We start from the raw sequence: 24,528 nt of genomic DNA, 5'->3' as shown, positions 1-24,528 counted from the left end.
GTTGTCAGCATTTGGCAAAACTGATACTTGATCATGTTTCTTGTCAACCACGAATTCGCGAGCTCCCACGGGATTTGGCGCATGACGCAGACAAGGCGAACGGCGACGGAACCGCGGCGCAGGCCGAAGCAGGAGCGCAGCCGCGAGCGCATCGACGCGATCCTCGCCACCACCATGCGGCTGATCGGCGAAAAGGGCATCGACGCGGTGACGATGAAGGAAGTCGGCGCGCTGGCCGGCGGGCCGATCGCCACCGTCTACCACTATTTTCCGTCGAAGTCGGCGATCCTGGCGATGCTCTATGAGCGGTTTTCCGAGGAAAGCCGGGCGCGATTCGGCGCCATCATCGCCGGGATAGGCGGGCTGGGCGACGTGACCGCGGCGGCCGACCGCCTGCTCGACGACTATTATGCCCGCGTCGCCGCCGACCCGGCCATCCAGGACCTGCAGAACGCCATCCAGGCCGACAAGGCGCTGCAGCATCTCGACATCGCCGAGACCAGGCATCAGGCGAAGATGTTCTGCGACCATGTCGGTCCGATGATCGAGCCGGAGCGGCGCGAGGCGTTCGGGCGCGTCGTGTTCCTCATCTTCCAGCTTGCCGGCGGCGTCGTGCGGCTGGCGCTGACGCAGGACAAGGAAGAAGGCCGGCGCACGATCGACGACTATCGGTCGATCATTCACACGCAGTTGCGGTTGTTTCTGTAGGTCTCGGCTTGCTGAAGAATGGAACCGTGGAGTTCCTTCGCGCCCCCCTCTGTCCTGCCGGACATCTCCCCCACAGGTGGGGAGATTGGCAGCTTCGCCGGCGGCGCCCTTTCTTCAACGTCGGAGAGTGGCGAAAGCCGGCGCGACAGCTGATCTCCCCCCTCGTGGGGGAGATGGCCGGCAGGCCAGAGGGGGGCGCTGTCCCGCCAGCATTGCGAAGATCTCCTAAGACACATCCAGCTTCGGCCCCAGGATCTCCACCAGCCAGTCCACGAACACCCGCACCCGTGGCGACAATTGTCGGCTGCGCGGATAGAGCACCGAGATCGGCGTCGGCGTCGGCGGGTTGCCGGGCAGCACCTCGACCAGCCGGCCGGCCTCGATGTCGGCGGCGAAGCGGCGGCGCGGCGCCTGGTAGAGGCCAAAATCCTGGCGCACCAGCGTGGCGGCGGTGTCGGAATTGGAGACAGTGACGCGCGATGGCAGCACGATCTCGCGGATCTTGCCGTCGACGGTGAATTCCAGCGGCATCACCTGGCCGGTGCGCGACGAGACGAAGCCGATCATCATATGCCCGGCGAGCTCGTCCAGCGTGCTCGGCAGGCCGTGACGCTCGATATAGGCGGCGCTGGCGAGTGTCGCTTCGCGCGCCATGCCGATGCGGCGCGCGATCATGTCGCTGTCGGGCAGCGTTCCGGCACGCACCACGCAGTCGACGCCCTCGCGCACCAGGTCGACGAAGCGATCGCCTTCGCCGATATGCACGCTGAGCCCGGGATGGCGCGCGAGCAGCGCCGGCAGTTCCGGGATGACCAGGGTGCGGGCCAAATGGCCGTTGATGTCGATGCTGAGCCGACCTTGCACCTCATGCGCGCCAAAGGTGCCCTCGGCGTCCTCGATGTCGGCGAGGATGCCGAGGCAGCGCTGGTAATAGGCCTCGCCGTCGAGCGTCGTGGTGACGTGGCGCGTGGTGCGGCGGAGCAGTTGCACGCCGAGCCGCTCCTCGAGCTGCTTGATCGCGGCGGTGGCGCTGGAGCGCGGCAGGCCGAGATCGGCGGCAGCCGCGGTAAAGCTGTGGCGTTCCACGACGCGGGTGAAGAGCCGCATGCTGTCAAACCGATCCATCGCCGATTGTTCGCATGGACTGAATAGTGTTGGCAATCCATGCCCGATTATATCGGGCGGTCAGGCGAGTATATGCATCTCCATCCAAGAAGAAGGAGATCTCGCCATGACCACTCGTCCCATTGCCCTCATCACCGGCGGCAGCCGCGGCCTCGGCCGCAACACCGCGGTCAACCTCGCCCGCCGGGGTGTCGACGTCATCGTCACCTATCGCTCTCGCGCCGATGAGGCGAAGACGGCAATCGCCGAGATCGAGGCCGCCGGCGGCCGGGCCGCCGCGCTTGAGCTGGATACCGGCGCCATCGCCAGCTTCCCGGCTTTCGTCGCGGCGTTGAAGAAGACGCTTCACGAAACCTGGGAGCGCGACCGTTTCGACTATCTCGTCAACAATGCCGGCACCGGCCTGCGCAAGATGATCGCCGAGACGACGGAAGAGGAATTCGACACGCTGATGAACACCCATCTCAAGGGCGTGTTCTTCCTCACCCAGGCGCTGCTGCCGCTGATCGGCGATGGCGGCCGCATCATCAACATCTCGAGCGGGCTGGCCCGTTTCGCCGCGCCCGGATCGTCGGCCTACGCGATGATGAAGGGCGGCATCGAGGTGTTCACGCGCTACCTTGCCAAGGAGCTTGGCGCGCGCGGCATCACCGCCAACACCGTGGCGCCAGGCGCCATCGCGACCGACTTCAATGGCGGCCATGTGCGCGACAACGCCGAGATCAACCGCATGGTGGCCGGCGTCACCGCGCTCGGCCGCGCGGGCGTTGCCGACGACATCGGCCCGATGATCGCCTCGCTGCTGTCGGACGACAATCGCTGGGTCAACGCCCAGCGCATCGAAGTGTCAGGCGGCATGAACATCTAGGTGACCTGGCGGATCAGTCCCTCGAAGCCGTCGGCAAGGTTGGCATTGCCGGCGGCGATGAAGCTCGACAGGTTCCTGGCTCGCCCGGGCGTCTTGTTGGCGTCGAGCAGCACCGCCCTGCCCTCGTGCATGACGAAGTCGAATTTTCCGTAGTCAAAGCCGAGCCGGCGCCTTAGCGCGCGCAGTTCGTCCGGAACCGGAACCGCCTCGCGGCGGATGGTGTCGTCGCCCTTGACGAGGCTCTGCGGCGAGACATGGCGGGTGCAGCGCTCGCGCTCGCCGCAGAACAGCCAGAAGCGGGCGGCAAAACCGTCCGGCTCCGGTTCGGGAATGAATTTCTCGACGAGCAGATCCTGGCGCTCGAAGGCCTCGGCCGGAACGTCGGCGAGCGAGGCATGGATCTCGTATTTGTCGAAAGGTTCGACGCCGGGAAACGGCTCCGGCCTGCCGGCGCGCCGTGCGCGCTGGTTCAGTTGCTGTTCCGGCGTTCCCCAATGGTTGAGGCTGCTCTTGACGATGACCTGTCCCTGCCAGTCGTCGCCTTGGCCAATCACGGCGCCGCTGATGCGGCGTTTCGAAATGTCGGCGGCCCCAAGGTTGAGGCAGAAGGGAAAGCGCCGCGCATAATCGACATAGTCGGGCGGCGTCACGGTCACGTCGAGATGCAAAACCACGATGTCGGCGGCCGGCTTCGCCGAGGTGCCTCTCAATATCTGGACCGAATGGCCGCGGCGCTTCAGCTCTTCCAGCAGGTCGAAGAGCATATATGGGCTATCGCGGCGCATCAGCAGTCCGCGCCGGCTCTGGAAGCGGTCGAACTCGTGCGTGATCACCGCGATGCGCGCCATGCCCGCCCCCCACTTGGCTTATCGAGCGTCGTCGATTATTCGATCGAATACAACGCGCTGCTGGGCTGGGGTTTGCATGACGCAACATTGGAATGCAATTCGCAAGCACTGGCAGTTGCTCGGCTCACCTCTGCGGCCGCCGGCGGAGGTGGTCGAAACTTACGACCGCGAGCTCGACCTTGCCCGGTCGCACGTCGTGATGTTCGGCGTGACGCCGGAACTCGCCGGGCTGGGTGCCAGTATGACGGCGGTCGACGAATCCGCCGACATGATTGCCGGCATCTGGCCAGGCGACACCGAAACGCGCAAGGCGGTGCAAGGCGACTGGTTCGACCTGCCGTTTCCAGGCGCAAGCGTCGATGCGCTGATCGGCGATGGATGCCTCACGGTCATCGGCGCCGCGGACCCCAGGCGCACACTGTTTGCTTCGATCGCGCGTGCGCTGAAAGCAGACGGGCGCGCCGGCATCAGGCTTTATGCTTCCCCCGGGACTCCAGACGACCCGAAGGATATCCGCGCCCTGGCGCTGAGCGGCGGCGTCGCAACCTTCCACGAGCTCAAATGGCGCGTGGCGATGACCGCAATCGGCGGCGCGCCTGACTACACGATACCGGTGAGGGGCATCCTCGAACAATTCGAAGCGCTGTTTCCGGATCGCGAAGAGCTTGCGGCTCGCACAGGATGGGAGCTGCCGGTCATCGGAACCATCGACGTCTACCGCAACTCGTCGGTCATCTACAATTTCGCCCCCGCGGCAGCACTCATCGAGGAAGCCCAGACCTTCTTCGATGATGTCCGGCTGGCCTCGACCGGCACATACGGGCTCGCTGAACGCTACCCGCTGCTGGTGCTGCGGTCGCCGAAGCGCCGGGACTGACGGACGAGATTGCTCGTCGGCGCCTCGCGACACCCGGTGCTTTTCGGGCTGGCGTTCCGCGTGAGAAAAATTTCGCGTCGCCTCCCCCTTGCGCGCGCCTTGACTCCGGCAAGGCGCCGGCCTATTTCAGCGCCACGTTAGCACTCGTCTTTGGTGAGTGCTAACCCATATCCGGCCTCGCCGGATGGAGGAACAGTTCTCACCGTTCTCATTCGAGGAAGAAAACATGGCAAAGTCCAAGTTCCGCCCGCTTCATGACCGCGTGGTCGTTCGCCGGGTCGAATCCGAATCCAAGACCGCCGGCGGGATCATCATCCCGGATACGGCTAAGGAGAAGCCGCAGGAAGGCGAGATCATCGCCGTCGGTTCCGGCGCCCGCGACGAAGCAGGCAAGCTCGTGCCGCTGGATGTCAAGGCCGGCGATCGCATCCTGTTCGGCAAGTGGTCAGGCACCGAAGTCAAGCTCAATGGCGAAGACCTTCTGATCATGAAGGAATCCGACATCATGGGTATCATCGGCTGATCATCGGCCTCACCTGAATCTTCATCTTCGGGCTCTTCCCGAGCCCCTGCCAGGAGCTAAAACATGGCTGCCAAAGACGTAAAATTCTCCCGCGATGCCCGTGAGCGCATGCTGCGCGGTGTCAACATCCTCGCCGACGCGGTGAAGGTCACCCTCGGCCCCAAGGGCCGCAACGTCGTCATCGACAAGTCGTTCGGCGCCCCGCGCATCACCAAGGACGGCGTCACCGTCGCCAAGGAAATCGAGCTCGAGGACAAGTTCGAGAACATGGGCGCACAGATGGTCCGCGAAGTCGCTTCGAAGACCAACGACATCGCCGGCGACGGCACCACGACCGCAACGGTTCTGGCGCAGTCGATCGTCCAGGAAGGCCACAAGGCGGTTGCCGCCGGCATGAACCCGATGGACCTGAAGCGCGGCATCGACCTCGCCGTTGGCGACGTCGTCACGACGCTGATCAAGAACGCCAAGAAGATCAAGACCTCGGAAGAAGTTGCCCAGGTCGGCACCATCGCCGGCAATGGCGATGCCTCGGTCGGCTCGATGATCGCGGAAGCGATGCAAAAGGTCGGCAATGAGGGCGTCATCACCGTCGAGGAGGCCAAGACCGCCGAGACCGAGCTCGAAGTCGTCGAAGGCATGCAGTTCGACCGCGGCTACCTGTCGCCCTACTTCGTCACCAACGCCGACAAGATGGTTGCGGACCTGGAAGACGCCTACATCCTTCTCCACGAGAAGAAGCTCTCCAACCTGCAGGCCATGCTGCCGATCCTCGAGGCTGTCGTGCAGACCTCGAAGCCGCTGGTCATCATCTCGGAAGACGTCGAAGGCGAGGCTCTGGCCACGCTGGTCGTCAACAAGCTGCGTGGCGGCCTGAAGATCGCCGCCGTCAAGGCGCCGGGCTTCGGTGACCGCCGTAAGGCCATGCTGGAAGACATCGCCATCCTCACCGGCGGCCAGGTCATTTCCGAAGACCTCGGCATCAAGCTCGAGAATGTCGGCCTCAACATGCTCGGCCGCGCCAAGAAGGTGTCGATCTCCAAGGAGAACACCACCATCGTCGACGGCGCCGGCAAGAAGGCCGAGATCCAGGGCCGCGTTGCCCAGATCAAGCAGCAGATCGAGGAAACCACCTCGGACTACGACAAGGAGAAGCTGCAGGAACGTCTCGCCAAGCTGGCCGGCGGCGTTGCCGTCATCCGCGTCGGCGGTGCGACCGAGATCGAAGTCAAGGAAAAGAAGGACCGCGTCGATGACGCCCTCAACGCGACCCGCGCGGCCGTCGAAGAAGGCATTGTTCCCGGCGGCGGCGTCGCGCTTCTGCGCGCTTCGCTGAACATCAAGGCAACCGGCGCCAACTCCGACCAGACCGCTGGCATCAACATCGTTCGTCGCGCCCTGCAGGCTCCGGCCCGTCAGATCGCGTCCAACGCCGGTGCGGAAGCATCGATCGTTGCCGGCAAGATCCTTGAGAACAAGGGCGCGACCTTCGGCTACAACGCCCAGACCGGCGAATATGGCGACATGATCGCCATGGGTATCGTCGATCCGGTCAAGGTCGTGCGCACGGCTCTCCAGGACGCGGCCTCGGTCGCCGGCCTGCTGGTCACCACCGAAGCCATGATCGCCGAGGCTCCGAAGAAGGAGTCGGCTGGCGGCATGCCCGGCGGTATGCCTGGCGGCGGCATGGGTGGCATGGGCGGCATGGACTTCTAAGAAGTCCATAAAGCACGCCCATCAACTAACATCGCTCAAGCCCGCAAGCGGGCTTGAGTGGCGGCATGGACTTCTAAGAAGTCCATAAAGCACGCCCATCAACTAACATTGCTCAAGCCCGCAAACGGGCTTGAGTGGCGGCATGGATTTCTAAGAAGTCCATAAAGCACGCCCATCAACTAACATTGCTCAAGCCCGCAAACGGGCTTGAGTGGCGGCATGGACTTCTAATCCAGGCTACCAAGCTGATACGGAAAGGGCGCCGAGAGGCGCCCTTTCTTGTTTTGCGAGGATTATCGGGGCGATCAACGTTTGATCGGCATTCCGAAACGAAATCGCTTCGCCGTGAAGATAAGTCGCCGCAACGCCTTCAGGCCGGCCGCGAGCTTTCCCTCAGCCTTCATTGCCCGGTCCGTCCAGCATGGCCTTCACGCCTTCCAGATCGACACCAACGAAGGAAGCGACGGCCCATCCGCTAGAGGCCGCGCAGCGACCAGCCTTTCCGCGAGGTCGACCGAAATACCTTGCTCGGCCAGCAGGAAACCGGCCCGCTCGTTTCTGCCACGCGAGAAACATGGCGCGTGTCCGGTTGCAGCGGCCGGCGCGAAAGCAGCGGCGTCCAGTCAACGCCGCCGGCAGGCACCTCCCCGAGCCGGAAAGCGCCATCTCGGCGGAGGCCGTTGTACTTGAAATGCGCGGTTCCAGTCGAGATACCTGGCAAATTGCGGTCCGCGAACCGCCTGATCCGACCGTCTGCGCCCCAACGCCTGCTCCCGAAACCGCTTCGCCGGCCGCCCCGTCGCGGCAAGACCTGGGGAGTTAAGCCGATATTTCCGGAGCCGGCAAAGCCCTTTATCCTAAGGCGGTAGCGTCCGCCTCCCGGGCTACCTTGCCAGCAAGCACCGCTTGCTCGATCAGCGCGGCCACTTCGTCGGCGACAGTCAAGACCGGCGTGCGGTCGCGGGTGGCGCGGGCGATCACCATAAGGCCCTCCAGCGAAGATTCGACCAGCAGGGCCAGCGCCTGCGCGCGCCGCTCCGGCACCCCTGCCCTGACGAAAGCCTGGCGCAGCAGTCCGATCCACTGCTCGAAGGCCGACCGGCAGATTTCAGCCAGGTCCGGCACATCGTTCGGAGCATCGAGCACCAACGGCGCGACCGGGCAGCCGAGCGAGAATTCGTTCTCTTCCAGCATGCGGGCCACCGACTGGTAGATGTGGTGCACGGCAACGGCTGGGTCGCTTTCCTCCAACAGCGCGGCGCCAAGCCGCTCGGTCACATCGGCGACACTGGCGCGCGTCACTTCGATGACCAGTTGGTCCTTGCCGCCCGGGAAATGGAAATAGAGCGACCCGCGGGGCGCGCCGCTGGCGCTCAAAATGTCGTTGAGCGACGTGCCGTGATAGCCACGCTGCCGAATGAGCAGCCCGGTCGCCTCGATCATGCGGGTGCGTGTGTCCGTCGCCACGTCGACCTCTCGACTGTCAACCTCTGTCAGGAGCTTGCATTATAGGACTTGCCCCTAATATGACAATCGGTCTACATAATATGTAAATCGGTCTACATATTTGAGCGACAACAATGCAAACCTATCGGCTCGAGGGGCAAGGCAGCATCGACAAACTGGCATTGCGCGAGGAGGCGATGCCGCAGCCAGGTCCGCGTCAGATCGTCGTGCGGGTGCGCGCCACCTCGCTCAATCGCCGCGACACGATGATCCTCAACGGCACCTATCCTCTGGCACCCCGCGCCGGCATCGTGCCGCTGAGCGACGGCGCCGGCGAAGTCGTCGCAGTCGGCGACGGTGCGACCCGCTTTGCCATCGGCGACCGCGTCACCGGCAGCTATTTCGCGCGCTGGATCGACGGCCGCATGCATCCGGGCATCGTCGATCAGCTCGGCTGCACGCTGGACGGCATGCTTTGCGAATACGCGCTGCTCGACGAGCAATGGGCCGTGCGGCTGCCCGACCACCTCTCCTGGCAAGAGGCGGCGACCTTCACCTGCGCCGGGCTGACCGCCTGGAGTGCGCTGACGGGCGCCGAGATTCCAAAGCCCGGACAATGGATTCTCACCATTGGCTCAGGTGGCGTCGCGCTGTTTGCGCTGCAGTTCGCTAAGCTCATGGGTTGTCGCGTGGCCGCCGTCACCTCGCGAGCCGAGAAAGCCGAAAGGCTGCGGACGCTCGGCGCCGACCTCGTCATCGCGGTAGCCGGAACGCCGGAATGGGGCGTGAAATTGCGCGAGGCGACCGGCGGGATCGATCTCGTCGTCGAGACGGGCGGCCCGGCGACTTTTACGCAATCGCTGATCGCCAGCGCGCTTTACGGGCGCATCGTGCTGCTCACCGTGCAGGACCACAACGGCAAATCGGTCGAGATCCCGGGCGCCGTCTACCAGCGCAGCCTCGTCACCATCGGCCGGCTGTTCGTCGGCAGCCGCAACGGGCTGGAGGCGATGCTTGCCGCTGTCGCCGCGCACCGGCTGAAACCCGTCCTCGACAAGGTCTTCCCCTTTGCCGAGGCGCGCGAGGCCTGCCGTCATTTCCAGCGGGGCGACGTCTTCGGCAAGGTCGTCATCGATGGCGCGTGACCACCACACTTTCCTGCAAACAGAGAGGAGACCAGCCATGACAATCCGTGAAGCCTCGGCCCAGTGGCAGGGCACGCTCAAGGAAGGATCCGGCCGGCTGCGGCTGGGCAGCGGCGTGTTCGAAGGCGCCTATTCCTTCCCGTCGCGCTTCGAGAACGGCCCGGGCACCAATCCGGAAGAGCTGATAGCGGCCGCGCATGCCGGCTGCTTCTCGATGGCGCTTACCGCCATACTCGGCGGCGAAGGCCACACGGCCAAGAGCATCCACACCATTGCCAACGTGCATCTCGGCGCGACCACGGCCGGGCCGACGATTACCCGCATCGAGCTCGAGACCGAGGCGAGCATCGCCGGCATCTCGGCCGAGGACTTCGAGCGGCTGGCGCAAAAGGCCAAGGCAGCCTGCCTCGTCTCGCGGGCACTGGCCGGCGTCGCCTCAATCACGCTCAAGGCGAACCTTGCAGACCACTGAAACGGAAGGAGGAAAATCCAATGACCCAGGAATTGATCATCGACATCACCGCGGCCAAGCGCTCCGCCGAGACGGCGGAAATCATGCGGCGCTACAACGACGTCTTCCAGCGTCACGATCCGTCGGCACTGGACGAACTGGTGGCGCAGGATTGCGTGATCGAGAACACCACGCCGGCGCCGGACGGCGCCCGCCGCATCGGCAAGGCCGCCTGCGTCGAATTGTGGTCGGCGATCGCCACCGGACCCGGCACCCGCTTCGATGTCGAAGAGACGTTCGTCGCCGGCGACCGCGCTACGATCCGCTGGCGCTTCTGGATGTCCGACGGCAGTTCGCTGCGCGGGGTCAACCTAATGCGTGTCGCGGATGGGCAAATCGTCGAGGCGATGGGCTATGTGAAAGGATAGGGCCTGGCGCGGAAGAGCCGCGCTCAGGCCCAGTCCGGAATCCGTCCCCGCCAGGATCTGGATCCCGGGCAAGCCGCGACCTACGAGACAACCCGGTTGAGTTTTACGAAGGTCTTCGGGCTGCGCTGGATGGTCTGGAAGACCACGCAGTAGCGATCGGTGAGTTCCATGAGCTGGGTCAGCCGGCCTTGCTCGACATCCGACTCGATGTCGAAGCGCAGGCGGATTTCCTTGAAGCCGACCGGCACACCTTCGGTGACGCCGAGCGTGCCGCGAAGATCGACGTCGCCCTCGGCGGAAATCTCCGCCGACTTGATCGGAATCTCCAGCACGGCCGCGGCCGCCCGCATCGAGACGCCGGCGCAGGCGATCAGCGCCTCCAGCAGCATGTCGCCGGAGCAAAGCTCCCGCCCGCTGCCGCCGGCCTTCGGATGGATGCCCGCCAAGGCAAGACCGCGTCCGGTCTCGACCTTGCAGGTCACCTTCGAGTCGTCGGCATTGCCCCTGGCCTTCAAGGTAAGAAGTGCTGCCCGCGCGTCCTTGCGATAAAGATCCTTGATCGGCTCCTGCGTGGCGCGAAACGTCGCGATATCCATTGCTGTCCTCCTGTCGTGAATTGCGGTTGTCTGAAATCGTCGGCCATCGTCCGGACCTATTCCGGGACGGCGATGCCGGAGCCGCCGAGCTCGGCGGGAAAATCCTTCAACTTCGGCAGTCCGTCCTTCATCGGCAGGACCGTCTCTGCGTAGTTGACATGGACCCCCGGCTTGAATTCCACCGTCGGTATGGTGGCGGCATAGACGTCGACCAATCCGAGCGGCGGATGATCCGTCATCAGATGACCGCCGCATTTTGTGCAGAACTGGCGGTCGCTCATCTCGGACTTCTTGAAGCCGGATAGAAGCTCCGCGCCCTTGGTGACCTTGACGTTCCGTGGCTTCCACAGCGTGAAGGCATTCACCGGAGACGCCGACCACGACCGGCAGGAACCGCAGTGGCAGTAGCCCATTGCCTCGGCGGTTCCGTGGACTTCGATTTCCACGGCGCCGCAAAAACACCCGCCCTTATGTACCGTCATGACTTTCGATCCTTATCCAGGTTTGGTTCGACCGTGCTCAGCGCCGGTTGAGCCGGCACCGCACAGCGCTGTCGGGGTTTAAAGCTTCCGCCATTGAACGGAATGACGGGGCGTCCGCCTTACTTGACAGCTCGTCCGGAACTGGAAAGGGATGTCGCGCCGGATTGCCGCGCGGCTTGCGGGAAATGGGTGGAATGGCCGGGGATGCTCTTTCTGACCTTTTGAAAACGGTGCGCCTCACCGGCGCGACGTTTTTCGACATCGAAGGCCACGACCCGTGGGCCGTCCATTCGCCCGCGCCGTCGTCGATATTGCCCAAGGTACTTCCCGGCGCGGATCACCTGATTTCCTATCATGTGGTAACGGCCGGCCACTGCTTCGCGCGGATCATCGGCGACGAGCCGATCCCGATGGAAGCCGGCGAAGTCGTGGTCTTCACCAGAAGCGACCCGCACATCATGTCGAGTCATCCCGACTTGCGCGCCGACCCGCCGACGGCCGACGTGCTCGACATAGCGACTGCGGGCCGAATGCCTTTCTACATCAACTGCGCCGGCGGCGGCTCGCGCTCGGTCAGGCTGATCTGCGGCTATCTCGCCTGTGATGCCCTGCCCTTCAATCCGCTGCTCGAAGCGCTGCCGCCGGCCATCAAGGCCGGCGACGCCAGGGGCGACGGCGGGTGGCTCGGCCAGTTCATCAGGCAGGCGGTCTCGGAGGTGGCTGACAAGCGGGCCGGCAGCGAAACAGTGCTCACCAAGCTCAGCGAGCTGATGTTCGTCGACGTGCTGCGCCGCTATGTGGAATCGCTGCCGCCGCAACAGACCGGTTGGCTGGCGGGCCTGCGCGATCCGCATCTGGGCAAGGCGCTGGCGCTGATCCACGACCGGCCGGCTCACAATTGGACGGTGGATGCGCTGGCGAAGGAGTCGGCATTGTCGCGCACCGTGCTTGCGGAGCGCTTCACCAGAATCGTCGGCATGCCGCCAATGCACTATCTCGCCAAATGGCGCATGCAGATCGCCTCGGAACTGCTCAGCGCCGGCAACAGCAACGTCGCCAGCATCGCTGCTGACATCGGCTATGAATCCGAAGCGGCGTTCAGCCGCGCCTTCAAGAAGATGATCGGCGTCCCGCCTTCTGCCTGGCGGCTCGGGGTCCGGGCTGCGGCCGGTTCCGGAAGCGACGAGGCTTCCGAAACCGAGGGCTGACCGTCCGTTAGCGATCGGCCAGCGCCAGCTTGGCTCCGAGCATGACGAAGGCGGCGGCAAAGCTGCGGCGCATCCAGGTCAGCACTTTCGGTCGCGACACGATGTGGCTGCGCACCGACGCCGCGAACACGCCATAGATGGCGAAAACGATGAAGGTCATCAGCATGAAGACGCCGGAGAGCTCCAGCATCTTGGGCAGCGCATGCGGCTCGTTGGTGCTGACGAATTGCGGCAGGAAGGCGAAGAAGAAGATCGACAGTTTCGGGTTGAGGATGTTGACCAGGACGCCGGAGGTGATGGTCCTGGCGGTCGAGCGCGGCGCGGCGTCCTCATCGATGCGGAGGCCGCCTTTTTCCTTCAACGTGTTCCAGGCCATGTAGAGCAGATAGGCGACGCCGAGATATTTCAGCGTCTCGAAGGCGATGGCGCTTGTATGCAGCACCGCTGCGAGGCCGGTGATCGCGGCCGCCATATGCGGGATGATGCCCAGCGTGCAGGCGAAGGCGGCGATAATTGAAGCCCGCGCGCCGCGCGAGAGGCCGGCGCTCAGCGTGTAGAGGACGCCGGTGCCGGGCGAAGCCACGATGATCAGCGACGTCAACAGGAATTCGATGCTCATGGATTTCCTCCGCAGCCCTGCCCGACGGGAAGGTACCGGGAGGAATGGGTGTCGGCAAGCGGCGGAGAGCTTGATCTCCTCCCTGTGGGGAGATGGCCGGCGGGCCAGAGGGGGCGCGAAGGAACGCGGCCTCTCAGTCCCTTTTCTTTGAAATCTATTCGGATGTCCGATCGAAGCTCGGCTGAGACGCCGACGGGACAGCGCCCCCCCTCTGCCCTGCCGGGTTTTCGTCCTCCGCAAAGCCAAGCACTTGGCTTCGCGTCCGCTAGGCGGACCAGTCCTCAACTCCCACAAGCGGGGAGATAGGCAGTTCGAGCCCATGCGCTGCCCTCGCCATCAGGCAGTCGTCACCGCCCGGCATGCAGGCGCGGCAGACATCGGGGCGGAGATCATAGATGCCGCAGGCCGTGTGCTTGCCCACCTCGCCGGTGAGCGCCGAACATCGGCCGCCCTCGCAGCGCATGCCGGACTGGTCCGCAGCTACCAGCTCGGCCGGAATGCGGTCGAGCTGTTCGTCATCCTCGGTCGAAAAACGCGGCCAGTCGGCCGAATAAGAGCAGCAGGCGCCGCAGCTCTGGCAATCGAATACGTCGACCGTACCGGCATCCTCGTCGACAGACACCAAGGACTGACCGGGCAGCCCGAGCGGCCTGGCTGTGCGACCGGCGTCCTGCGGCAAGGGCGCTACTTCTTTCTGGTCTTGCGCGCCGGCGCTTCGGCCGACGACTTGAACAGATCGGTCGCAACCTCTGCGGACGCATCCGGCTTCGCCGCCGGCTTGGCTGGCTTGGCAGTGGCGGGCGGAGCTGCCGGCTGGTCCTTGGCGGAGAATTTTATGGCCATGTCAGTCCTCGTCAGAAAAGCGCGATGATGGCGCATTGGGGTTGCGCAAGCGGCCGATCAGCGCCGAGACCGCGGTGATGTTCATTTCCTCGGGCGACCAGTTCCTGGCATCCTCGATGTGGTGCGGCGCCAGCTCACGATGCGTGCTGCCGCTGTAGGCGGCATCCTGATAGCTGGTGCGCTGACGGGTCTTGGCGTCTTCCCGCACATACTCGATCAGGTAGTTCGGGGCTTCGGCGCGGCCGCGCACGCCAACGCGCACCTGGGCATCGCCATGCGCGCGCTTGCAGCGTTCGAGCCTTTCCAGCACTCGGCGAACATATTCGATCGGCTTGTCAAGGGTGTCGACCATGTCGGCGATGGTCGCATCGGCGGCGATCGGCGTTGATGGCACGCGTTTGGCGGCCATCAGCGTGTGCCTGCCGGTTTCGGCAAGGCCTGCCCACATGATTCATTCAAGATAGCGGTCAAAATCTTCTCCTGCCCGGAGGCTGATGCCGAAATGGCAGAGCGTCTTTCGGCCATGACCACGCACAAAGCAACATGGCGTCAGATTAAATTGCGGACGTCCGCATCCCTGGCCTTGCAGCATTCCTATCACATCGTGGCGGGCGTTTGGGACTATCCGCAAAAAGGACAAAAAAATTCGTCGGCTGCGGAACCAATGTCATGGCAAGCCGTTTCTACTCAAGCCGTCGGCAATTCACGAGCAATCGAGAACGGTTGACGGCAAAAGCGCCTCCCGCGCCGTAACACGCGCGAGAGGCGTTTTCTATTGCTCAGCGCTCCTGATCTGTCGGACGGATAAGTATCTCGTTGACGTTGACCCTTGGCGGCTGGCTGACGGCATAGAAAATGGCGTTCGCAATATCCTCGGCGGTCAGCGCTTCCATCGTGGCGAGACGGTGTTCGAGGCCGGCCTTGGATTGCGCGTTGGTGATGTGATCGCCGAGTTCGGTACGCACAAGGCCCGGCTCGATGACGGTGACGCGCACTTTGTCGGCATAGACCTCCCGGCGCAGCGATTCCGAAAAAGCCACCACGCCGAATTTGGTCGCCGCGTAACCGGCCGCGCCCGGGTTGGCGACACGGCCGGCCACCGAGGAGACGTTGACGATATGGCCCTTCGAAGCCTTCAAGTGCGGCAGCGCCGCCTTGGTCGTCGCCATCAGCCCGATCAGGTTGAGCTCGATCATCTGGCGCCAGTCGTCGAGATCGGCTTCGGCCGCGGGGGCAAGCAGCATGACGCCGGCATTGTTGACGAGGATGTCGAGCCGTCCCCACTCGGATATGACCTTGTCGACCATCGCGGTGATGTCGCCGGCCTTGGCGATGTCGGCTTCGATGGCGCGCGCCTTGCCGTCCGCCTGTTCGATGCGCGCAACCAGTGCCTCGAGGCGATCGGCACGACGGGCGGCGACCGCGACTTTCGCGCCGGCCGCGGCAAGGGCCACAGCGGTGGCCTCGCCGATGCCGGACGAAGCGCCGGTGACAAGGGCGACCTTGCCCGTGAGTATTGAATTTGCGGTGGTCATGAGAAATCTCCAGGAGCCCGGCCCGCTTCTTCACATAGGCCGCGCCGCCAGGGCTTGAAGTCCCCCATCAGCGCAGTCGACGCAATTTGCGGACCCGGCCGCGCTCAATCCTGTTCGTGCGGCCCGGGCTCCGGCCAGGGCTCCCTGGCGGCTTCCGCATACCAGTGACGCATCGCGGGCGTCGCCAATACCGCATCGACATAGGCGCGGGTGACGGGCGCCAGCTCACCGCCATAGGTGTCGAAGCGCGTCACCACCGGCGCATACATCGCATCGGCCGCGGTGAAATGACCGAACAGGAACGGGCCGCCGTCACCATATTGCTCGCGGCACCGACGCCAGATCGCTTCGATCCTCGTCCGCTGCGCCTCGCCCTCGGCATCGAGCGGCTTATGGGATTTCGGCCGGCGCAGATTCATCGGCCAGCCGTAGCGCACCTCGCGGAAGCCGGAATGCATCTCGGTCGCCACCGAGCGTGCCAGTTGACGGGCGCCGAGGTCTTCCGGCCAGAGCTTCTTCCCAGGGTAGAGATCGGCAAGATACTCAAGGATGGCAAGCGTTTCCCAGACGATCCTGCCCTTATGATTCAAAACCGGCACAAGGCCGGTCGGCGACACCTTGGCGAGGTTGGCGGCCGTCTGCGGCGTGCGCAGCCGCACGAAGCCCTCCTCGAAAGGGATCTCCAGGTGCTTCATCGCCACCCATGGCCTGAGCGACCAGGACGAAAAGCACTTGTTGCCGATATAGAGGGTGAATTCCGCCAAGATTGACCTCTCTTGATGCTGGTTGCGGCGCAAACCTAACCGCTTCACCTTCGAGCCGAAAGTCATTGTCGCGCCGCCGGTTTGCGGAACCAAAAAACTCCGCGTCCGTTTGGACGCGAGATGCGGTTCTCGCATCCAGGCTCCATCCAGGAGATGCGCGCATGGTGAACAGGGATCAGGTCGCCGGTCTTGCCAAGCAAATGAAGGGTTCGGTCAAGCAGGCGGCCGGCAAGGCCACCGGCAACCGGCGGACCCAGGTCGAAGGCGCTGCCGACAAGCTCGCCGGCAAGGTGCAGAAGGGCTATGGCGACGTGAAGGACAAGGTCAAAAGGGCGTTCTGACCGCTCAGCAGTTTGCCTTGACGACAGGACTATGGAGGTCGCCGCGAGGCGGCCTTTTCATGTCTGGAATTGCTTGGCCAAGGCGTTGGTGAAGACCATCTCGCCGTGGTCGCCGGCCGCTTCGCCCAGCACCACGTCCAGCTTGTCGGCCGTCACGCGCGCCAGCGCGAAGCCGCCCATATAGGCCGCCTTCGGCTTGACGATATCGAGCCCGTCGCGCTGGTAGATCATCGGCACTTCGTGCTGGTGGCCGTGGAAGACCGCGATGACATTATAGCCCTTGATCGCGGCCAGCAGCGCCTGGCGGTCCGCCTCGCCCCACCAGTGCGGGCGGCCGGAGCCGTCGTCATCGTATGTGCGTTTCACCGGATCCCAGCGCTCGATCGAGAAAGTGTCCCAGCCATAGTGCTGGAACAAGATCACTGGACGACCGTCGCCGGCATAGGTGGCGAGGTCCTGCTTCAGCCAAGGCAGGCTGCTCGGCGCGCCATGGCCGGTGTCGCCGGCGAAGCGGTGCGTTTGGATAAGATGCAGGCCACCCCAGTCCCAGGAATAGCAGTCGGTGTCGACGTCATATTCGGTCGCCGGCACCGGCGGCTTGAAGAACACGCCGGGGCGATGGTTGACCTCGACATAGTCGCGCAGTTCGCGGCGATACCAGTCGACATGCGGCGGCGAGCCGTTCTGGTCGAGATCGTGGTTGCCCAGCCCGACATAGACCGGGATGTGAACGCGGTCCGGCCCGACGCCTTCCTGATAGCGCTGGGAGAACTGCAGAAGCTGTGTGCCTTCGCTGGGCTCGGTGACCTGGCCGCCGCCATCGTCGGTGATGTCGCCGCCAGTGACGAGGCCGAGCGGCGTGCCGATGCGGGTGCCGGCCGAATGCAGCCCGGTGGAAACGCCGTTGATCTCGGCCGGCCACTCCTTGTCGGCAATGGCGTTCAGGGCCGCGACGTTGCGCAGAAGCGCTGCATCGGTCTTGCCTTCCTGCAGGCAGTTGGGGCTGAGCCCGCTCGCCATGCGGCAGGCATGGATATCGGCGATGAAGAGGAAGGTGGCGTCGACCGGCTGGATGCGCCGGCCCGTCTGGCCGAAGGCCACGCGCGGAAAGACCCCGGCGGCAGCGAGGCCGCCCAACCGAGCCATGAAGATGCGGCGCGAAACGGTTGTTGGCGAAGAGCGATTCATCGTCACCCGATTAAACACCCTTGAACCGCCTCGTCCAGTTCAATGCCCGGCCCAGCGCCTGGAGACTTTTCATGCCAAGGCATGACAAGCTCTTGGGTCGACAGCGCGGCGGGGGTCTGTCATTGCTTTGGCACATGCATCCAGCGGAGGAAGGCATGAAAATCCTGATAACCGGCATGGCGTTCGCCATGCTCGCCGGCGCCGCGCAGGCCGCGGACTGCGTGGACGCAAAAACCGCCAAAGCCGGCTTCGCGCTCGAAAAGGCCGGCATCCGCAGCGAATTCCGGCCGGCGTCCGGCGGCATGGTCGCGGTCGCCAACAAGTATGAATCGGACTCGCCGCAGACGCAGTATCTCTATGCCGGGCTGATCGAAGTGTTCCGCGACAGTGACACCGGACGGCTGTCGATGATCCCGCTCGGCGACCTCAAGAAGCTGTTCCCGCTGAAAGCGGGCGCCAAGAGCAAGACCGAATTCGTGCGACTGTCTTCAAAAAAGGCGCCGAAGGGCACCGAGACACTGGCTTTGGCCGTCAAGGGCAAGGACACCTACAAGCTCGGCGACTGCAAATACAACGTGCTCGTCGTCGGCGAAACGATCACCGGCGATACGGGCAACGTGATCGACACGTTCACGGCGCTCTACTCGCCCGACCTGCAGGCGGTGCTGGCACGGCGGTACGATGAGGGGACGAGCGCGCAGAGCGAGGTGGGATTCGAGACGATCAAGCCGTTGAGGGAGTGAGGTGTAATTGTCAAACGACGCGATCCTTCACGCCTGTGCCCCGCCGGCATCAACCGATCATCCGCCGCGGCAACACGCGACGCCGCCGCTTTGCCGTCAACCCGCTCTGCGATGGCTCGAAACCTTCCAGCGCCCTCAGACACTCCCGCAGCACCCCTGCATCCTGTGACGTCTTGGCCATCGACATGGCGCCGGAATAAGCAGCCACCGCAAGCGCGGCGAAGCGATCGGGATCGGTCCCGCCCTTTCCGCTGTCCAGCTGGTCGGCCCGGATCTTATCGGCGATCGCCCTTCGCCAGCCGGCGAAGATCCTGGCGAGCGCCAGGCGGAATTCATCGTCGGCCAGCGACAGCTCGTGCGCCAGGTTGTTGAGCGGGCAGCCGCGCACATAGCCCTGTTGCTGCAGCTCCGCAGCCACCGCCTCGAACACGGCCCGCACGCCTTCGCGGGCCGAGGATGCCGCCAGCACCGGATCGATCCAGGTCTCCTGGACCGCCGCCGCCACCCGTTCCTCGATCACCGCCAGCGCCAGCGCCTTCTTGGTCGGGAAATGGTGATGCAGCGCGCCGCCGGTGACGCCGGCCGCGGCCATCAGATCGCCGAGGCTCGAGGCGTGATAGCCGCGCGCCTGGAAGGAGTCCTCCGCCACGTCGAGGACGCGCCGGCGCATGCCTTCCGGGTCGTTTGTGCGTTTCTTGCGTATCGCCATGGCGATCTCCCCATCTCCGCTTGTTGGAGATGGTACCTGAACGAAGTGAGGGCGGATAAGGGGTGCCCCGGGGAAAGCCAGCGTCTCACTCCGCTGGAACATCCCTCATCCGTCTCGGCGCTGCGCGCCGATCCACCTTCTCCCGCAACGGGAGAAGGGAAAAACCACGATACCAGATTGACAAAACAGGACAACCGGTCTGTTTATAAAACAGGATGATCACCCTGTTTTGAGTTTCTGACCATGAACCGACCTTCCCGCCTTGCCTCACCCGTCGTCGAGCTTCGGCAATACACGCTGAAGCCCGGGCAGCGCGAAACGCTGATCGCGCTGTTCGATCGGGAGTTCGTCGAAACGCAGGAAGCGACGGCATGACCGTCATCGGCCAGTTCCGCGATCTCGACCGCCCCGACATGTTCGTCTGGCTGCGCGGTTTCGAGGATATGGAGACGAGAAAGGACGCGCTGAGCGCCTTCTATGGCGGCCCCGTCTGGGCGGCGCATCGAGATGCCGCCAATGCGACGATGATCGATTCCGACAACGTGTTGTTGCTCAAACCGGCATGGCGGGGTGCGGAGTTCGACCTCTCAGACTTACAGCGGCCGACAGCCGCCGAAGCTGAAAGTATGAACGGCGGAAGGCGTTTGCCTGGTTTTGTTGAGATTTCGATTCATCATTTGCAGCGAGGCGCCGAGGCCGGTTTTGCCGGGCGTTTCGAGGCGGAGGCGGTCCCGCTGCTCGCGGCAAATGGCACCCGGCTGCTCGGCGCCTTCGTCAGCGAGCATGCCGAAAACACCTTTCCGCGTTTACCCGTGCGTGCCGCTGAAACGTCTTCGTCATCGTCGCAGGGTTCGACGATGGCGATGCCCACGCCGGCCGTCGGGCCGCCCTCGCCGCTTCGCCGGCATGGCGGGCGATCCATGAAGCCTTGCAAGCCGCTTCCACAAAGCCGGCAGAGACGTTGCGTCTGACGCCTACGGCCCGTTCGCTGCTGAGATAGTCATGCGGCCGGCGGCATGCCCGCTATTGCCTCGGCGACAAAGGCCGGGTCTTCCCAATGCGGGTTGTGACCGCAATCTTGTGCCCACACCAGGCGCGATCCGGCCAGCGCCCCGGTCAGTGTGTGCTGGTGCGCCGCGCCGAAGAGCGGGTCGCGCCCGCCGGCGATGATCAGTGTCGGGACCTGCACGGCCCGCGCCGCGGCGGTCAGATCGGTGCGGCGGACTTCTTCGAGAATGGCGCGCCAGCGCGCCGCGGGAATCGCGGACGCGTCCTTCGCGAGGCCGGCGAGAAAGGCCCGCGGCACACCTGGCCGGCAGGCATGCCACCAGTCATAGAAAGGATCGGACGGCGAGATCGGATCACGAAGCGCTGCCACGCCATCGATCAGTTGGTGATGCGATCCGAAATCGGGCCTCAGCGTGCTGGCCACGATCACCAGCCCACCGACCAGTTCCGGATGCCGAGCGGCCAGCGCGATCGACACCATGCCACCCAGCGAATGCCCGACGACGACCGGCCGGTCGAGCCGCAGGCGCCGGATCAGCCCGGCAATGTCGTCGGCGAAATCGGCGACGCCGCAGCCCTCGCCCGCCTGCGAGCCGCCGTGGCCACGCAGGTCCGGCATGATAAGCCGGCGGCCGGGAAGATGCGGCGCCAGCAGCGAGAAGCTACGGCTGGTGTCGGTGAAGCCATGCACAAGGACAAGCGGCGGCTCCGAACCGGCGATCTCGACATAGGCAAGGTCGAGACCGCCGACCTCGGCGATGCGCTTGCGCCCGGCCCAGGCGGCCTGCTCTACCTCCCGCTCCTCAGACTCCGATCGCGCCGGCCTCACAGTCCGAGCTTTTCCTTGACCGCGGCAAGGCCGGGCTTGCCATCGAAGGTGGTGACGCCGGCCAGCCACGCATCGAGGCGATCCCTGTGCAAGGCGATCGACTTCAGCGCCCCGTCCTCCGGCTTCATGCCGTCATTGATGAGGTAGCCCATGCCGACATTTTCCATGTCGATGTCGAAGGCAAGGTTCTTCAGAAACTTTGCGACGTTGGGACATTCCTGCAGGAAACCCTTGCGCACCTGGGTGGTCACGGTGGCGGCGCCGAAATTCGGGCCGAAGAACTTGTCGCCGCCGGTCAGATATTTGAAGTCGTACATCGTGTTCATCGGATGCGGCGCCCAGCCCTGGAAGACGATGAACTGCTTCTCCTTGATCTCGTAGCCGACCTCCGAGAGCATGCCGGCCTCGCTCGATTCCACCACCTGCCAGCCGTCGAGGCCGTATTGCGGATCGGCAATGGCGTCCATCATGAGCTGATTGGATCCGGGCTCGATGCCATACATCTTCTTGCCGAACTTGTCGGCGAACTTGTGCAGGTCCGACAGGTCCTTGACGCCGGCATCCCAGACATAGGTCGGCACGGCGAAAGTGTATTTGGCGCCGACCAGGTTGACGCGCACATTCTCGATCGAGCCGTCCTTCTTGTAGGGCTCGTAATAGGTGACCATCGCCGGATCCCAGTAGCCGAGGAACAGGTCGAGGTCCTTGTTCTTCATACCTTCATAGATGACGTTGATGCCGAGCACTTCGCTTTGCGGCTCGTAGCCGAGCGCCTGGAGCAGCACCTTGGCCACGCCGGTGGTGAAGGCGAGATCGTTCCAGCCGGGCTCGGCCATGCGAACCGCTTTGCAGCCTTCGGCCTCGGCGGCGCCAGCCACCTGGGAAGCCAGCATCAGCGCCGCGACACAGACGCCATTCGCAAGCATGCGCAACATTCCGGTTCTCCTCGTATCGGCCATTGACCATTTGGTCATGTTATTGTCCCATTGGTCAATTGTTGATCTGAACGGACGAAAATGTCAACATAGATTCGTCATGCGAGGATCGACCCGGTGAAACTCACGCGTCTCAGCGACATACGCCGCAAGGAATTGCGGCAGGCGGCTTTCGCCGTTCTGGAGCGAGAAGGCATCGCCGGCGCGACGCTGGAAAAGGTCGCGGCCCAGGCCGGCGCCTCGAAGGGCATTGTGCTGCATTATTTCCGCAACAAGCAGGAGCTGTTCGAGCACGCCATGCGCGAAGCCAACGCCGTGCTTTGTCACGCCGTGGTGGCCCGGCTTCAGCGAGCGCGGACGCCGATGGAACGGCTGGACGCGGTGATCGAGGGCAATTTCGAGGAGCATTTGTTCCTGCCGCCGCTCTGCCATGCCTGGCTGTCACTCTGCGCCGAGGTGCCGCGCGACGAGAAGCTGGCGCGCATCCAGAAAGTCATCCACGCGCGCATGCGCTCGAACCTGTTGTCCGGCCTGCGCGGCCTCGCTTCGCCGGAACTGGCGGAGGAGATCGTGCTTGGCGTCACCGCTTTGATCGACGGCCTATGGCTCAGGCTCGGCCTGCAGCCGGGCAGCGTCACGCGCGAACAGGCCGTGCGCCAGGTCAAGGATTTCGTCGCGGGCCGGCTGGGCCTGCGCCAGCCCGCGCCGGTCGGGTTAGCCTCGGCCGGATAAGGTTCATACCGGCGATCGCTCCCGCGCTTGACCGTCCGCGTTGCTCGGCGCTGCACTCCCGCTCCAACGGCAGCTATACCCCCGGGAGAGCACTTGCGGTGCCGTCCCAGTCCTTGAAGCCGAGCGTTCCCACCTCATCGAGTATCTGCTCGCGGATCCAGCGATGCGGTGGCTCATCATCGCGGCGGGCGTGCCAGTACATTCTGACCGCCGGCGATGGTATCGGGATCGGCGCCCGATAGATGCCGATCGGCAGGGATTTTGCCGCCGCTACAGCGAACTGCGTTGGAACCGCGGCCAGATAAGGCCCGTTCGCCACGGCCAGCGCGACGGCCTGGAAGTGCGGCAAAGCAAGCATGACGCGGCGCGCCCGGCCCATCCTGCCCAGCGCATCGTCGGTGAAGCCCGACATCGATCCATCGATGGAGCGCAGCGCATGCGGCAGCGCGCAGAAGAGGTCGAGTGGCACCTCTTCGCCCTCGGCGATGCCGGCCTGGCCGAGCGCGGCGTTGTCCTTCGCCGCGACAATGGCGAAAGGCGAGCCGAACAGCGCCACGCTTGAGACCCACTCCGCGACCTCCAGCGGGCGCTCCAGCGCAAGGTCGATCCGATCGTCCTGCAACAGCTTCGAGACGTCGCCGATGGCGCTGTCGAGGAAACGGAACGATACGCCGGGCGCCACCGCCGCAATGCGCGCGGCGAAGGGCGGCATAAGCAGCATTGAGAAGAAATCCGCGCCCATGAAGGTGAAGGTCCGTTCCAGCCTTGCCGGATCGAAATCGGTCGCCGGCTGAAAGGCGCGCTCGATCTCGCGCAACGCCGCGCGCACCGGCTCCGCCAGGCTTTCGGCGCGAGGCGTCGGCACCATGTCGTTGCCGCGGCGCACGAAGAGCTGGTCGTTGAGCGCATGGCGCAGGCGGTTGAGCGCGGCGCTCACAGCCGGCTGGCTGAGGCCGATCTGCTCGCCGGCGCGCGTCACGCTCTTCTCGCGCAGCAGCGCGTCGAGCACCCTCACCAGATTGAGGTCGAGCGCGTTCAAATTCATCGCATCAATCCGCCCCATACGATCATTCGATTTCCATCACCGGCTCGTCCTTGCTTAGGTCGCCGTCGAAGCCGCTTTGTCGGCACTCAACAAGGGAGAGCAATGATGACAATGATCAACACGACGATCGCAGGCAAGGAACTCCTCTGGTTCAACAACACGCTCGTTGCCATCCAGGTTTCGTCGGCCGACGGCGAGGACGGCATCTGCATCATCGAGCACCGCCAGCCCTACGGCGATTCCGCGCCGCTGCACGTGCACCGCAATGAGGACGAGGTGTTTCATATCCTCGAAGGCCGGATACGTTTTGTCGTCGACGGCCGCGAGCGGCTTGCCGGCGCCGGCGAAACGGTGCTCGCTCCGAAAGGCCTGCCGCACACTTACAAGGTCGAGTCTCTCGAAGGCGCCCATACGCTCACCGTCACGCGCGGTTCGGATTTCGAGACGATGGTGCGCAAGGCTAGTCGCCCTGCGGAGCGAGCCGAACTGCCGCCGGCGGCAGCGCCGACGCCGGAGATGATTGAGGTGTTGACGAGCCTGTGCGCCAAGAACGGCATCGATATTGTCGGGCCGCCGCTGGGGTGCTGATCTCCCCCCTTGTGGGGGAGATGGCGGGCAGGCCAGAGAGGGTGCTGTCCCGCCAGCCCTTCGCTCCTGTTCGAAACAGCCCGAAGGATTTCCAAACGCCGTGATCCTTCGCGCCCCCCTCTGACCTGCCGGGCATCTCCCACGAGGGGGAGATTGGCCGTCACCGCCGTCTCGCCCAGAGCGAGAAGGAAGAGGCGCGCCCTTCAACCGATTTGCATCTTCCCCGCC

32 protein-coding genes are annotated in these 24,528 nt (G+C 64.4%); 16 read left to right on the top strand and 16 right to left on the bottom strand.

The annotated features are described in order from the left end of the window. The first annotated feature begins 81 nt into the window (after positions 1–81). Complete coding sequence (locus FJ414_RS02735; protein WP_140641069.1) at positions 82–708, top strand: TetR/AcrR family transcriptional regulator; 627 nt, start codon at positions 82–84, stop codon at positions 706–708. Between the two features lie 225 nt (positions 709–933). On the opposite strand, the gene FJ414_RS02725 is transcribed toward FJ414_RS02735, so the two are convergent. Next, positions 934–1,833 (bottom strand): LysR family transcriptional regulator, encoded by a 900-nt coding sequence (locus FJ414_RS02725; protein ID WP_140641065.1) that lies wholly within the window; start codon positions 1,831–1,833, stop codon positions 934–936. A 106-nt stretch (positions 1,834–1,939) separates the two neighbouring features. Between FJ414_RS02725 and FJ414_RS02720 the strand changes: the two genes are divergently transcribed. Next, a complete protein-coding gene (locus FJ414_RS02720) occupies positions 1,940–2,701 on the top strand; it encodes an SDR family oxidoreductase (protein ID WP_140641063.1) in 762 nt (253 codons plus the stop codon). Here the strand turns inward: FJ414_RS02720 and FJ414_RS02715 are convergent. Beyond that, positions 2,698–3,549, bottom strand: a complete 852-nt coding sequence (locus tag FJ414_RS02715; RefSeq protein WP_140641061.1) for a hypothetical protein — start codon at positions 3,547–3,549, stop codon at positions 2,698–2,700. The two genes, FJ414_RS02720 and FJ414_RS02715, sit on opposite strands and share 4 nt — an antisense overlap. A 76-nt stretch (positions 3,550–3,625) precedes the next feature. Here FJ414_RS02715 and FJ414_RS02710 point away from each other — a divergent pair, with 76 nt between their 5' ends. The 3 genes from FJ414_RS02710 (at position 3,626) to groL (ending at position 6,665) form a co-directional block, all read left to right on the top strand. Then, the gene (locus tag FJ414_RS02710) at positions 3,626–4,426 is read left to right on the top strand and encodes a class I SAM-dependent methyltransferase (protein WP_140641059.1); all 801 of its coding nucleotides are present in this window, start codon (positions 3,626–3,628) and stop codon (positions 4,424–4,426) included. A 226-nt stretch (positions 4,427–4,652) separates the two neighbouring features. Next, positions 4,653–4,949 (top strand): co-chaperone GroES, encoded by a 297-nt coding sequence (groES, locus tag FJ414_RS02705; RefSeq protein ID WP_006203049.1) that lies wholly within the window; start codon positions 4,653–4,655, stop codon positions 4,947–4,949. Positions 4,950–5,012: 63 nt separating this feature from the next. Further along, on the top strand, positions 5,013–6,665 hold the full coding sequence (groL, locus tag FJ414_RS02700) for a chaperonin GroEL (protein ID WP_140641057.1): 1,653 nt from the start codon (positions 5,013–5,015) through the stop codon (positions 6,663–6,665). A gap of 852 nt (positions 6,666–7,517) precedes the next feature. On the opposite strand, the gene FJ414_RS02695 is transcribed toward groL, so the two are convergent. Beyond that, a complete protein-coding gene (locus FJ414_RS02695; RefSeq protein ID WP_140641056.1) occupies positions 7,518–8,132 on the bottom strand; it encodes a TetR/AcrR family transcriptional regulator in 615 nt (204 codons plus the stop codon). Between the two features lie 113 nt (positions 8,133–8,245). Between FJ414_RS02695 and FJ414_RS02690 the strand changes: the two genes are divergently transcribed. The 3 genes from FJ414_RS02690 to FJ414_RS02680 are packed head-to-tail and all read left to right on the top strand — an operon-like array spanning position 8,246 to position 10,135. Then, the gene (locus FJ414_RS02690) at positions 8,246–9,256 is read left to right on the top strand and encodes an NAD(P)-dependent alcohol dehydrogenase (protein ID WP_140641054.1); all 1,011 of its coding nucleotides are present in this window, start codon (positions 8,246–8,248) and stop codon (positions 9,254–9,256) included. 37 nt (positions 9,257–9,293) lie between these two features. Further along, complete coding sequence (locus FJ414_RS02685) at positions 9,294–9,728, top strand: OsmC family protein (RefSeq protein ID WP_140641052.1); 435 nt, start codon at positions 9,294–9,296, stop codon at positions 9,726–9,728. Positions 9,729–9,748: 20 nt separating this feature from the next. Beyond that, on the top strand, positions 9,749–10,135 hold the full coding sequence (locus tag FJ414_RS02680) for a nuclear transport factor 2 family protein (RefSeq protein WP_140641050.1): 387 nt from the start codon (positions 9,749–9,751) through the stop codon (positions 10,133–10,135). An 80-nt stretch (positions 10,136–10,215) separates the two neighbouring features. Here FJ414_RS02680 and FJ414_RS02675 read toward each other — a convergent pair whose 3' ends face one another. Then, complete coding sequence (locus FJ414_RS02675) at positions 10,216–10,731, bottom strand: OsmC family protein (protein WP_140641048.1); 516 nt, start codon at positions 10,729–10,731, stop codon at positions 10,216–10,218. Positions 10,732–10,787: 56 nt separating this feature from the next. After that, complete coding sequence (locus FJ414_RS02670; protein WP_140641046.1) at positions 10,788–11,213, bottom strand: GFA family protein; 426 nt, start codon at positions 11,211–11,213, stop codon at positions 10,788–10,790. A 194-nt stretch (positions 11,214–11,407) separates the two neighbouring features. On the opposite strand from FJ414_RS02670, the gene FJ414_RS02665 reads away from it, so the two are divergent. Further along, on the top strand, positions 11,408–12,421 hold the full coding sequence (locus FJ414_RS02665; RefSeq protein WP_181181505.1) for an AraC family transcriptional regulator: 1,014 nt from the start codon (positions 11,408–11,410) through the stop codon (positions 12,419–12,421). Between the two features lie 7 nt (positions 12,422–12,428). Here the strand turns inward: FJ414_RS02665 and FJ414_RS02660 are convergent, their stop codons facing one another. The 4 genes from FJ414_RS02660 to FJ414_RS02650 all read right to left on the bottom strand — a co-directional run bounded on the left by FJ414_RS02660 (position 12,429) and on the right by FJ414_RS02650 (position 14,292). Continuing rightward, positions 12,429–13,040 (bottom strand): LysE family translocator, encoded by a 612-nt coding sequence (locus FJ414_RS02660; RefSeq protein ID WP_140641042.1) that lies wholly within the window; start codon positions 13,038–13,040, stop codon positions 12,429–12,431. Between the two features lie 265 nt (positions 13,041–13,305). Next, the gene (locus FJ414_RS02655) at positions 13,306–13,662 is read right to left on the bottom strand and encodes a YkgJ family cysteine cluster protein (protein WP_181181504.1); all 357 of its coding nucleotides are present in this window, start codon (positions 13,660–13,662) and stop codon (positions 13,306–13,308) included. A 62-nt stretch (positions 13,663–13,724) separates the two neighbouring features. After that, positions 13,725–13,883, bottom strand: a complete 159-nt coding sequence (locus FJ414_RS31340; protein ID WP_181175604.1) for a hypothetical protein — start codon at positions 13,881–13,883, stop codon at positions 13,725–13,727. Between the two features lies 1 nt (position 13,884). Beyond that, positions 13,885–14,292: a hypothetical protein gene (locus FJ414_RS02650; RefSeq protein WP_095768506.1), complete on the bottom strand. Its 408-nt coding sequence runs from the start codon at positions 14,290–14,292 to the stop codon at positions 13,885–13,887. 6 nt (positions 14,293–14,298) lie between these two features. Between FJ414_RS02650 and FJ414_RS02645 the strand changes: the two genes are divergently transcribed. Next, complete coding sequence (locus FJ414_RS02645) at positions 14,299–14,610, top strand: hypothetical protein (RefSeq protein ID WP_140641040.1); 312 nt, start codon at positions 14,299–14,301, stop codon at positions 14,608–14,610. Positions 14,611–14,662: 52 nt separating this feature from the next. On the opposite strand, the gene FJ414_RS02640 is transcribed toward FJ414_RS02645, so the two are convergent. Together FJ414_RS02640 and FJ414_RS02635 are read right to left on the bottom strand one after the other, a co-directional pair. Then, a complete protein-coding gene (locus tag FJ414_RS02640) occupies positions 14,663–15,418 on the bottom strand; it encodes an SDR family NAD(P)-dependent oxidoreductase (RefSeq protein WP_140641038.1) in 756 nt (251 codons plus the stop codon). Between the two features lie 104 nt (positions 15,419–15,522). Then, entirely contained in the window at positions 15,523–16,182 is a 660-nt protein-coding gene (locus FJ414_RS02635) for a glutathione S-transferase family protein (protein WP_140641036.1), read from the bottom strand. Between the two features lie 161 nt (positions 16,183–16,343). Here FJ414_RS02635 and FJ414_RS02630 point away from each other — a divergent pair, with 161 nt between their 5' ends. Further along, positions 16,344–16,523: a CsbD family protein gene (locus tag FJ414_RS02630; RefSeq protein ID WP_140641034.1), complete on the top strand. Its 180-nt coding sequence runs from the start codon at positions 16,344–16,346 to the stop codon at positions 16,521–16,523. Positions 16,524–16,580: 57 nt separating this feature from the next. Here FJ414_RS02630 and FJ414_RS02625 read toward each other — a convergent pair whose 3' ends face one another. Beyond that, positions 16,581–17,711: a metallophosphoesterase gene (locus tag FJ414_RS02625; RefSeq protein WP_140641032.1), complete on the bottom strand. Its 1,131-nt coding sequence runs from the start codon at positions 17,709–17,711 to the stop codon at positions 16,581–16,583. Between the two features lie 155 nt (positions 17,712–17,866). On the opposite strand from FJ414_RS02625, the gene FJ414_RS02620 reads away from it, so the two are divergent. Next, a complete protein-coding gene (locus tag FJ414_RS02620) occupies positions 17,867–18,454 on the top strand; it encodes a hypothetical protein (protein WP_140641030.1) in 588 nt (195 codons plus the stop codon). A 49-nt stretch (positions 18,455–18,503) separates the two neighbouring features. On the opposite strand, the gene FJ414_RS02615 is transcribed toward FJ414_RS02620, so the two are convergent. Next, a complete protein-coding gene (locus tag FJ414_RS02615) occupies positions 18,504–19,163 on the bottom strand; it encodes a TetR/AcrR family transcriptional regulator (RefSeq protein WP_140641028.1) in 660 nt (219 codons plus the stop codon). Positions 19,164–19,406: 243 nt separating this feature from the next. Here FJ414_RS02615 and FJ414_RS32070 point away from each other — a divergent pair, with 243 nt between their 5' ends. After that, complete coding sequence (locus tag FJ414_RS32070) at positions 19,407–19,538, top strand: hypothetical protein (RefSeq protein ID WP_348639985.1); 132 nt, start codon at positions 19,407–19,409, stop codon at positions 19,536–19,538. Continuing rightward, positions 19,535–20,134 (top strand): hypothetical protein, encoded by a 600-nt coding sequence (locus FJ414_RS02610; protein ID WP_348639984.1) that lies wholly within the window; start codon positions 19,535–19,537, stop codon positions 20,132–20,134. The genes FJ414_RS32070 and FJ414_RS02610 overlap by 4 nt, the downstream gene beginning before the upstream one ends. A 29-nt stretch (positions 20,135–20,163) precedes the next feature. On the opposite strand, the gene FJ414_RS02605 is transcribed toward FJ414_RS02610, so the two are convergent. After that, complete coding sequence (locus FJ414_RS02605) at positions 20,164–21,000, bottom strand: alpha/beta hydrolase (protein WP_140641026.1); 837 nt, start codon at positions 20,998–21,000, stop codon at positions 20,164–20,166. Next, entirely contained in the window at positions 20,997–21,935 is a 939-nt protein-coding gene (gene choX / locus FJ414_RS02600; RefSeq protein WP_140641024.1) for a choline ABC transporter substrate-binding protein, read from the bottom strand. The genes FJ414_RS02605 and choX overlap by 4 nt, the downstream gene beginning before the upstream one ends. Positions 21,936–22,052: 117 nt before the next feature. Between choX and betI the strand changes: the two genes are divergently transcribed. Further along, positions 22,053–22,667 (top strand): transcriptional regulator BetI, encoded by a 615-nt coding sequence (gene betI, locus FJ414_RS02595; protein ID WP_140641022.1) that lies wholly within the window; start codon positions 22,053–22,055, stop codon positions 22,665–22,667. A gap of 73 nt (positions 22,668–22,740) precedes the next feature. Here the strand turns inward: betI and FJ414_RS02590 are convergent, their stop codons facing one another. Then, positions 22,741–23,712: a LysR family transcriptional regulator gene (locus FJ414_RS02590; protein WP_140641020.1), complete on the bottom strand. Its 972-nt coding sequence runs from the start codon at positions 23,710–23,712 to the stop codon at positions 22,741–22,743. A 105-nt stretch (positions 23,713–23,817) separates the two neighbouring features. On the opposite strand from FJ414_RS02590, the gene FJ414_RS02585 reads away from it, so the two are divergent. Beyond that, positions 23,818–24,300, top strand: a complete 483-nt coding sequence (locus FJ414_RS02585; RefSeq protein WP_140641018.1) for a cupin domain-containing protein — start codon at positions 23,818–23,820, stop codon at positions 24,298–24,300. Positions 24,301–24,528 lie beyond the last annotated feature (228 nt).

Origin of the sequence: Mesorhizobium sp. B3-1-6 (assembly GCF_006439555.1) — a bacterium.
Classification (GTDB): domain Bacteria; phylum Pseudomonadota; class Alphaproteobacteria; order Rhizobiales; family Rhizobiaceae; genus Mesorhizobium.
This window is presented reverse-complemented; position numbering and strand designations above follow the sequence as displayed.

What these genes read in the sequence shown, in the direction of transcription:
- FJ414_RS02610 (WP_348639984.1), top strand. Translation starts at nt 19,535, where the DNA reads ATGACCGTCATCGGCCAGTTCCGCGATCTCGACCGCCCCGACATGTTC.
- FJ414_RS02680 (WP_140641050.1), top strand. Translation starts at nt 9,749, where the DNA reads ATGACCCAGGAATTGATCATCGACATCACCGCGGCCAAGCGCTCCGCC.
- FJ414_RS02665 (WP_181181505.1), top strand. Translation starts at nt 11,408, where the DNA reads ATGGCCGGGGATGCTCTTTCTGACCTTTTGAAAACGGTGCGCCTCACC.
- FJ414_RS02585 (WP_140641018.1), top strand. Translation starts at nt 23,818, where the DNA reads ATGACAATGATCAACACGACGATCGCAGGCAAGGAACTCCTCTGGTTC.
- FJ414_RS02590 (WP_140641020.1), bottom strand. Translation starts at nt 23,712, where the DNA reads ATGAATTTGAACGCGCTCGACCTCAATCTGGTGAGGGTGCTCGACGCG.
- FJ414_RS02660 (WP_140641042.1), bottom strand. Translation starts at nt 13,040, where the DNA reads ATGAGCATCGAATTCCTGTTGACGTCGCTGATCATCGTGGCTTCGCCC.
- FJ414_RS02615 (WP_140641028.1), bottom strand. Translation starts at nt 19,163, where the DNA reads ATGGCGATACGCAAGAAACGCACAAACGACCCGGAAGGCATGCGCCGG.
- FJ414_RS02630 (WP_140641034.1), top strand. Translation starts at nt 16,344, where the DNA reads ATGGTGAACAGGGATCAGGTCGCCGGTCTTGCCAAGCAAATGAAGGGT.
- FJ414_RS02725 (WP_140641065.1), bottom strand. Translation starts at nt 1,833, where the DNA reads ATGGATCGGTTTGACAGCATGCGGCTCTTCACCCGCGTCGTGGAACGC.
- FJ414_RS32070 (WP_348639985.1), top strand. Translation starts at nt 19,407, where the DNA reads ATGAACCGACCTTCCCGCCTTGCCTCACCCGTCGTCGAGCTTCGGCAA.
- FJ414_RS02675 (WP_140641048.1), bottom strand. Translation starts at nt 10,731, where the DNA reads ATGGATATCGCGACGTTTCGCGCCACGCAGGAGCCGATCAAGGATCTT.
- FJ414_RS31340 (WP_181175604.1), bottom strand. Translation starts at nt 13,883, where the DNA reads ATGGCCATAAAATTCTCCGCCAAGGACCAGCCGGCAGCTCCGCCCGCC.
- FJ414_RS02670 (WP_140641046.1), bottom strand. Translation starts at nt 11,213, where the DNA reads ATGACGGTACATAAGGGCGGGTGTTTTTGCGGCGCCGTGGAAATCGAA.
- FJ414_RS02720 (WP_140641063.1), top strand. Translation starts at nt 1,940, where the DNA reads ATGACCACTCGTCCCATTGCCCTCATCACCGGCGGCAGCCGCGGCCTC.
- FJ414_RS02715 (WP_140641061.1), bottom strand. Translation starts at nt 3,549, where the DNA reads ATGGCGCGCATCGCGGTGATCACGCACGAGTTCGACCGCTTCCAGAGC.
- FJ414_RS02710 (WP_140641059.1), top strand. Translation starts at nt 3,626, where the DNA reads ATGACGCAACATTGGAATGCAATTCGCAAGCACTGGCAGTTGCTCGGC.
- FJ414_RS02640 (WP_140641038.1), bottom strand. Translation starts at nt 15,418, where the DNA reads ATGACCACCGCAAATTCAATACTCACGGGCAAGGTCGCCCTTGTCACC.
- groES (WP_006203049.1), top strand. Translation starts at nt 4,653, where the DNA reads ATGGCAAAGTCCAAGTTCCGCCCGCTTCATGACCGCGTGGTCGTTCGC.
- FJ414_RS02690 (WP_140641054.1), top strand. Translation starts at nt 8,246, where the DNA reads ATGCAAACCTATCGGCTCGAGGGGCAAGGCAGCATCGACAAACTGGCA.
- groL (WP_140641057.1), top strand. Translation starts at nt 5,013, where the DNA reads ATGGCTGCCAAAGACGTAAAATTCTCCCGCGATGCCCGTGAGCGCATG.
- FJ414_RS02685 (WP_140641052.1), top strand. Translation starts at nt 9,294, where the DNA reads ATGACAATCCGTGAAGCCTCGGCCCAGTGGCAGGGCACGCTCAAGGAA.
- FJ414_RS02625 (WP_140641032.1), bottom strand. Translation starts at nt 17,711, where the DNA reads ATGAATCGCTCTTCGCCAACAACCGTTTCGCGCCGCATCTTCATGGCT.
- FJ414_RS02620 (WP_140641030.1), top strand. Translation starts at nt 17,867, where the DNA reads ATGAAAATCCTGATAACCGGCATGGCGTTCGCCATGCTCGCCGGCGCC.
- FJ414_RS02650 (WP_095768506.1), bottom strand. Translation starts at nt 14,292, where the DNA reads ATGGCCGCCAAACGCGTGCCATCAACGCCGATCGCCGCCGATGCGACC.
- FJ414_RS02735 (WP_140641069.1), top strand. Translation starts at nt 82, where the DNA reads ATGACGCAGACAAGGCGAACGGCGACGGAACCGCGGCGCAGGCCGAAG.
- choX (WP_140641024.1), bottom strand. Translation starts at nt 21,935, where the DNA reads ATGTTGCGCATGCTTGCGAATGGCGTCTGTGTCGCGGCGCTGATGCTG.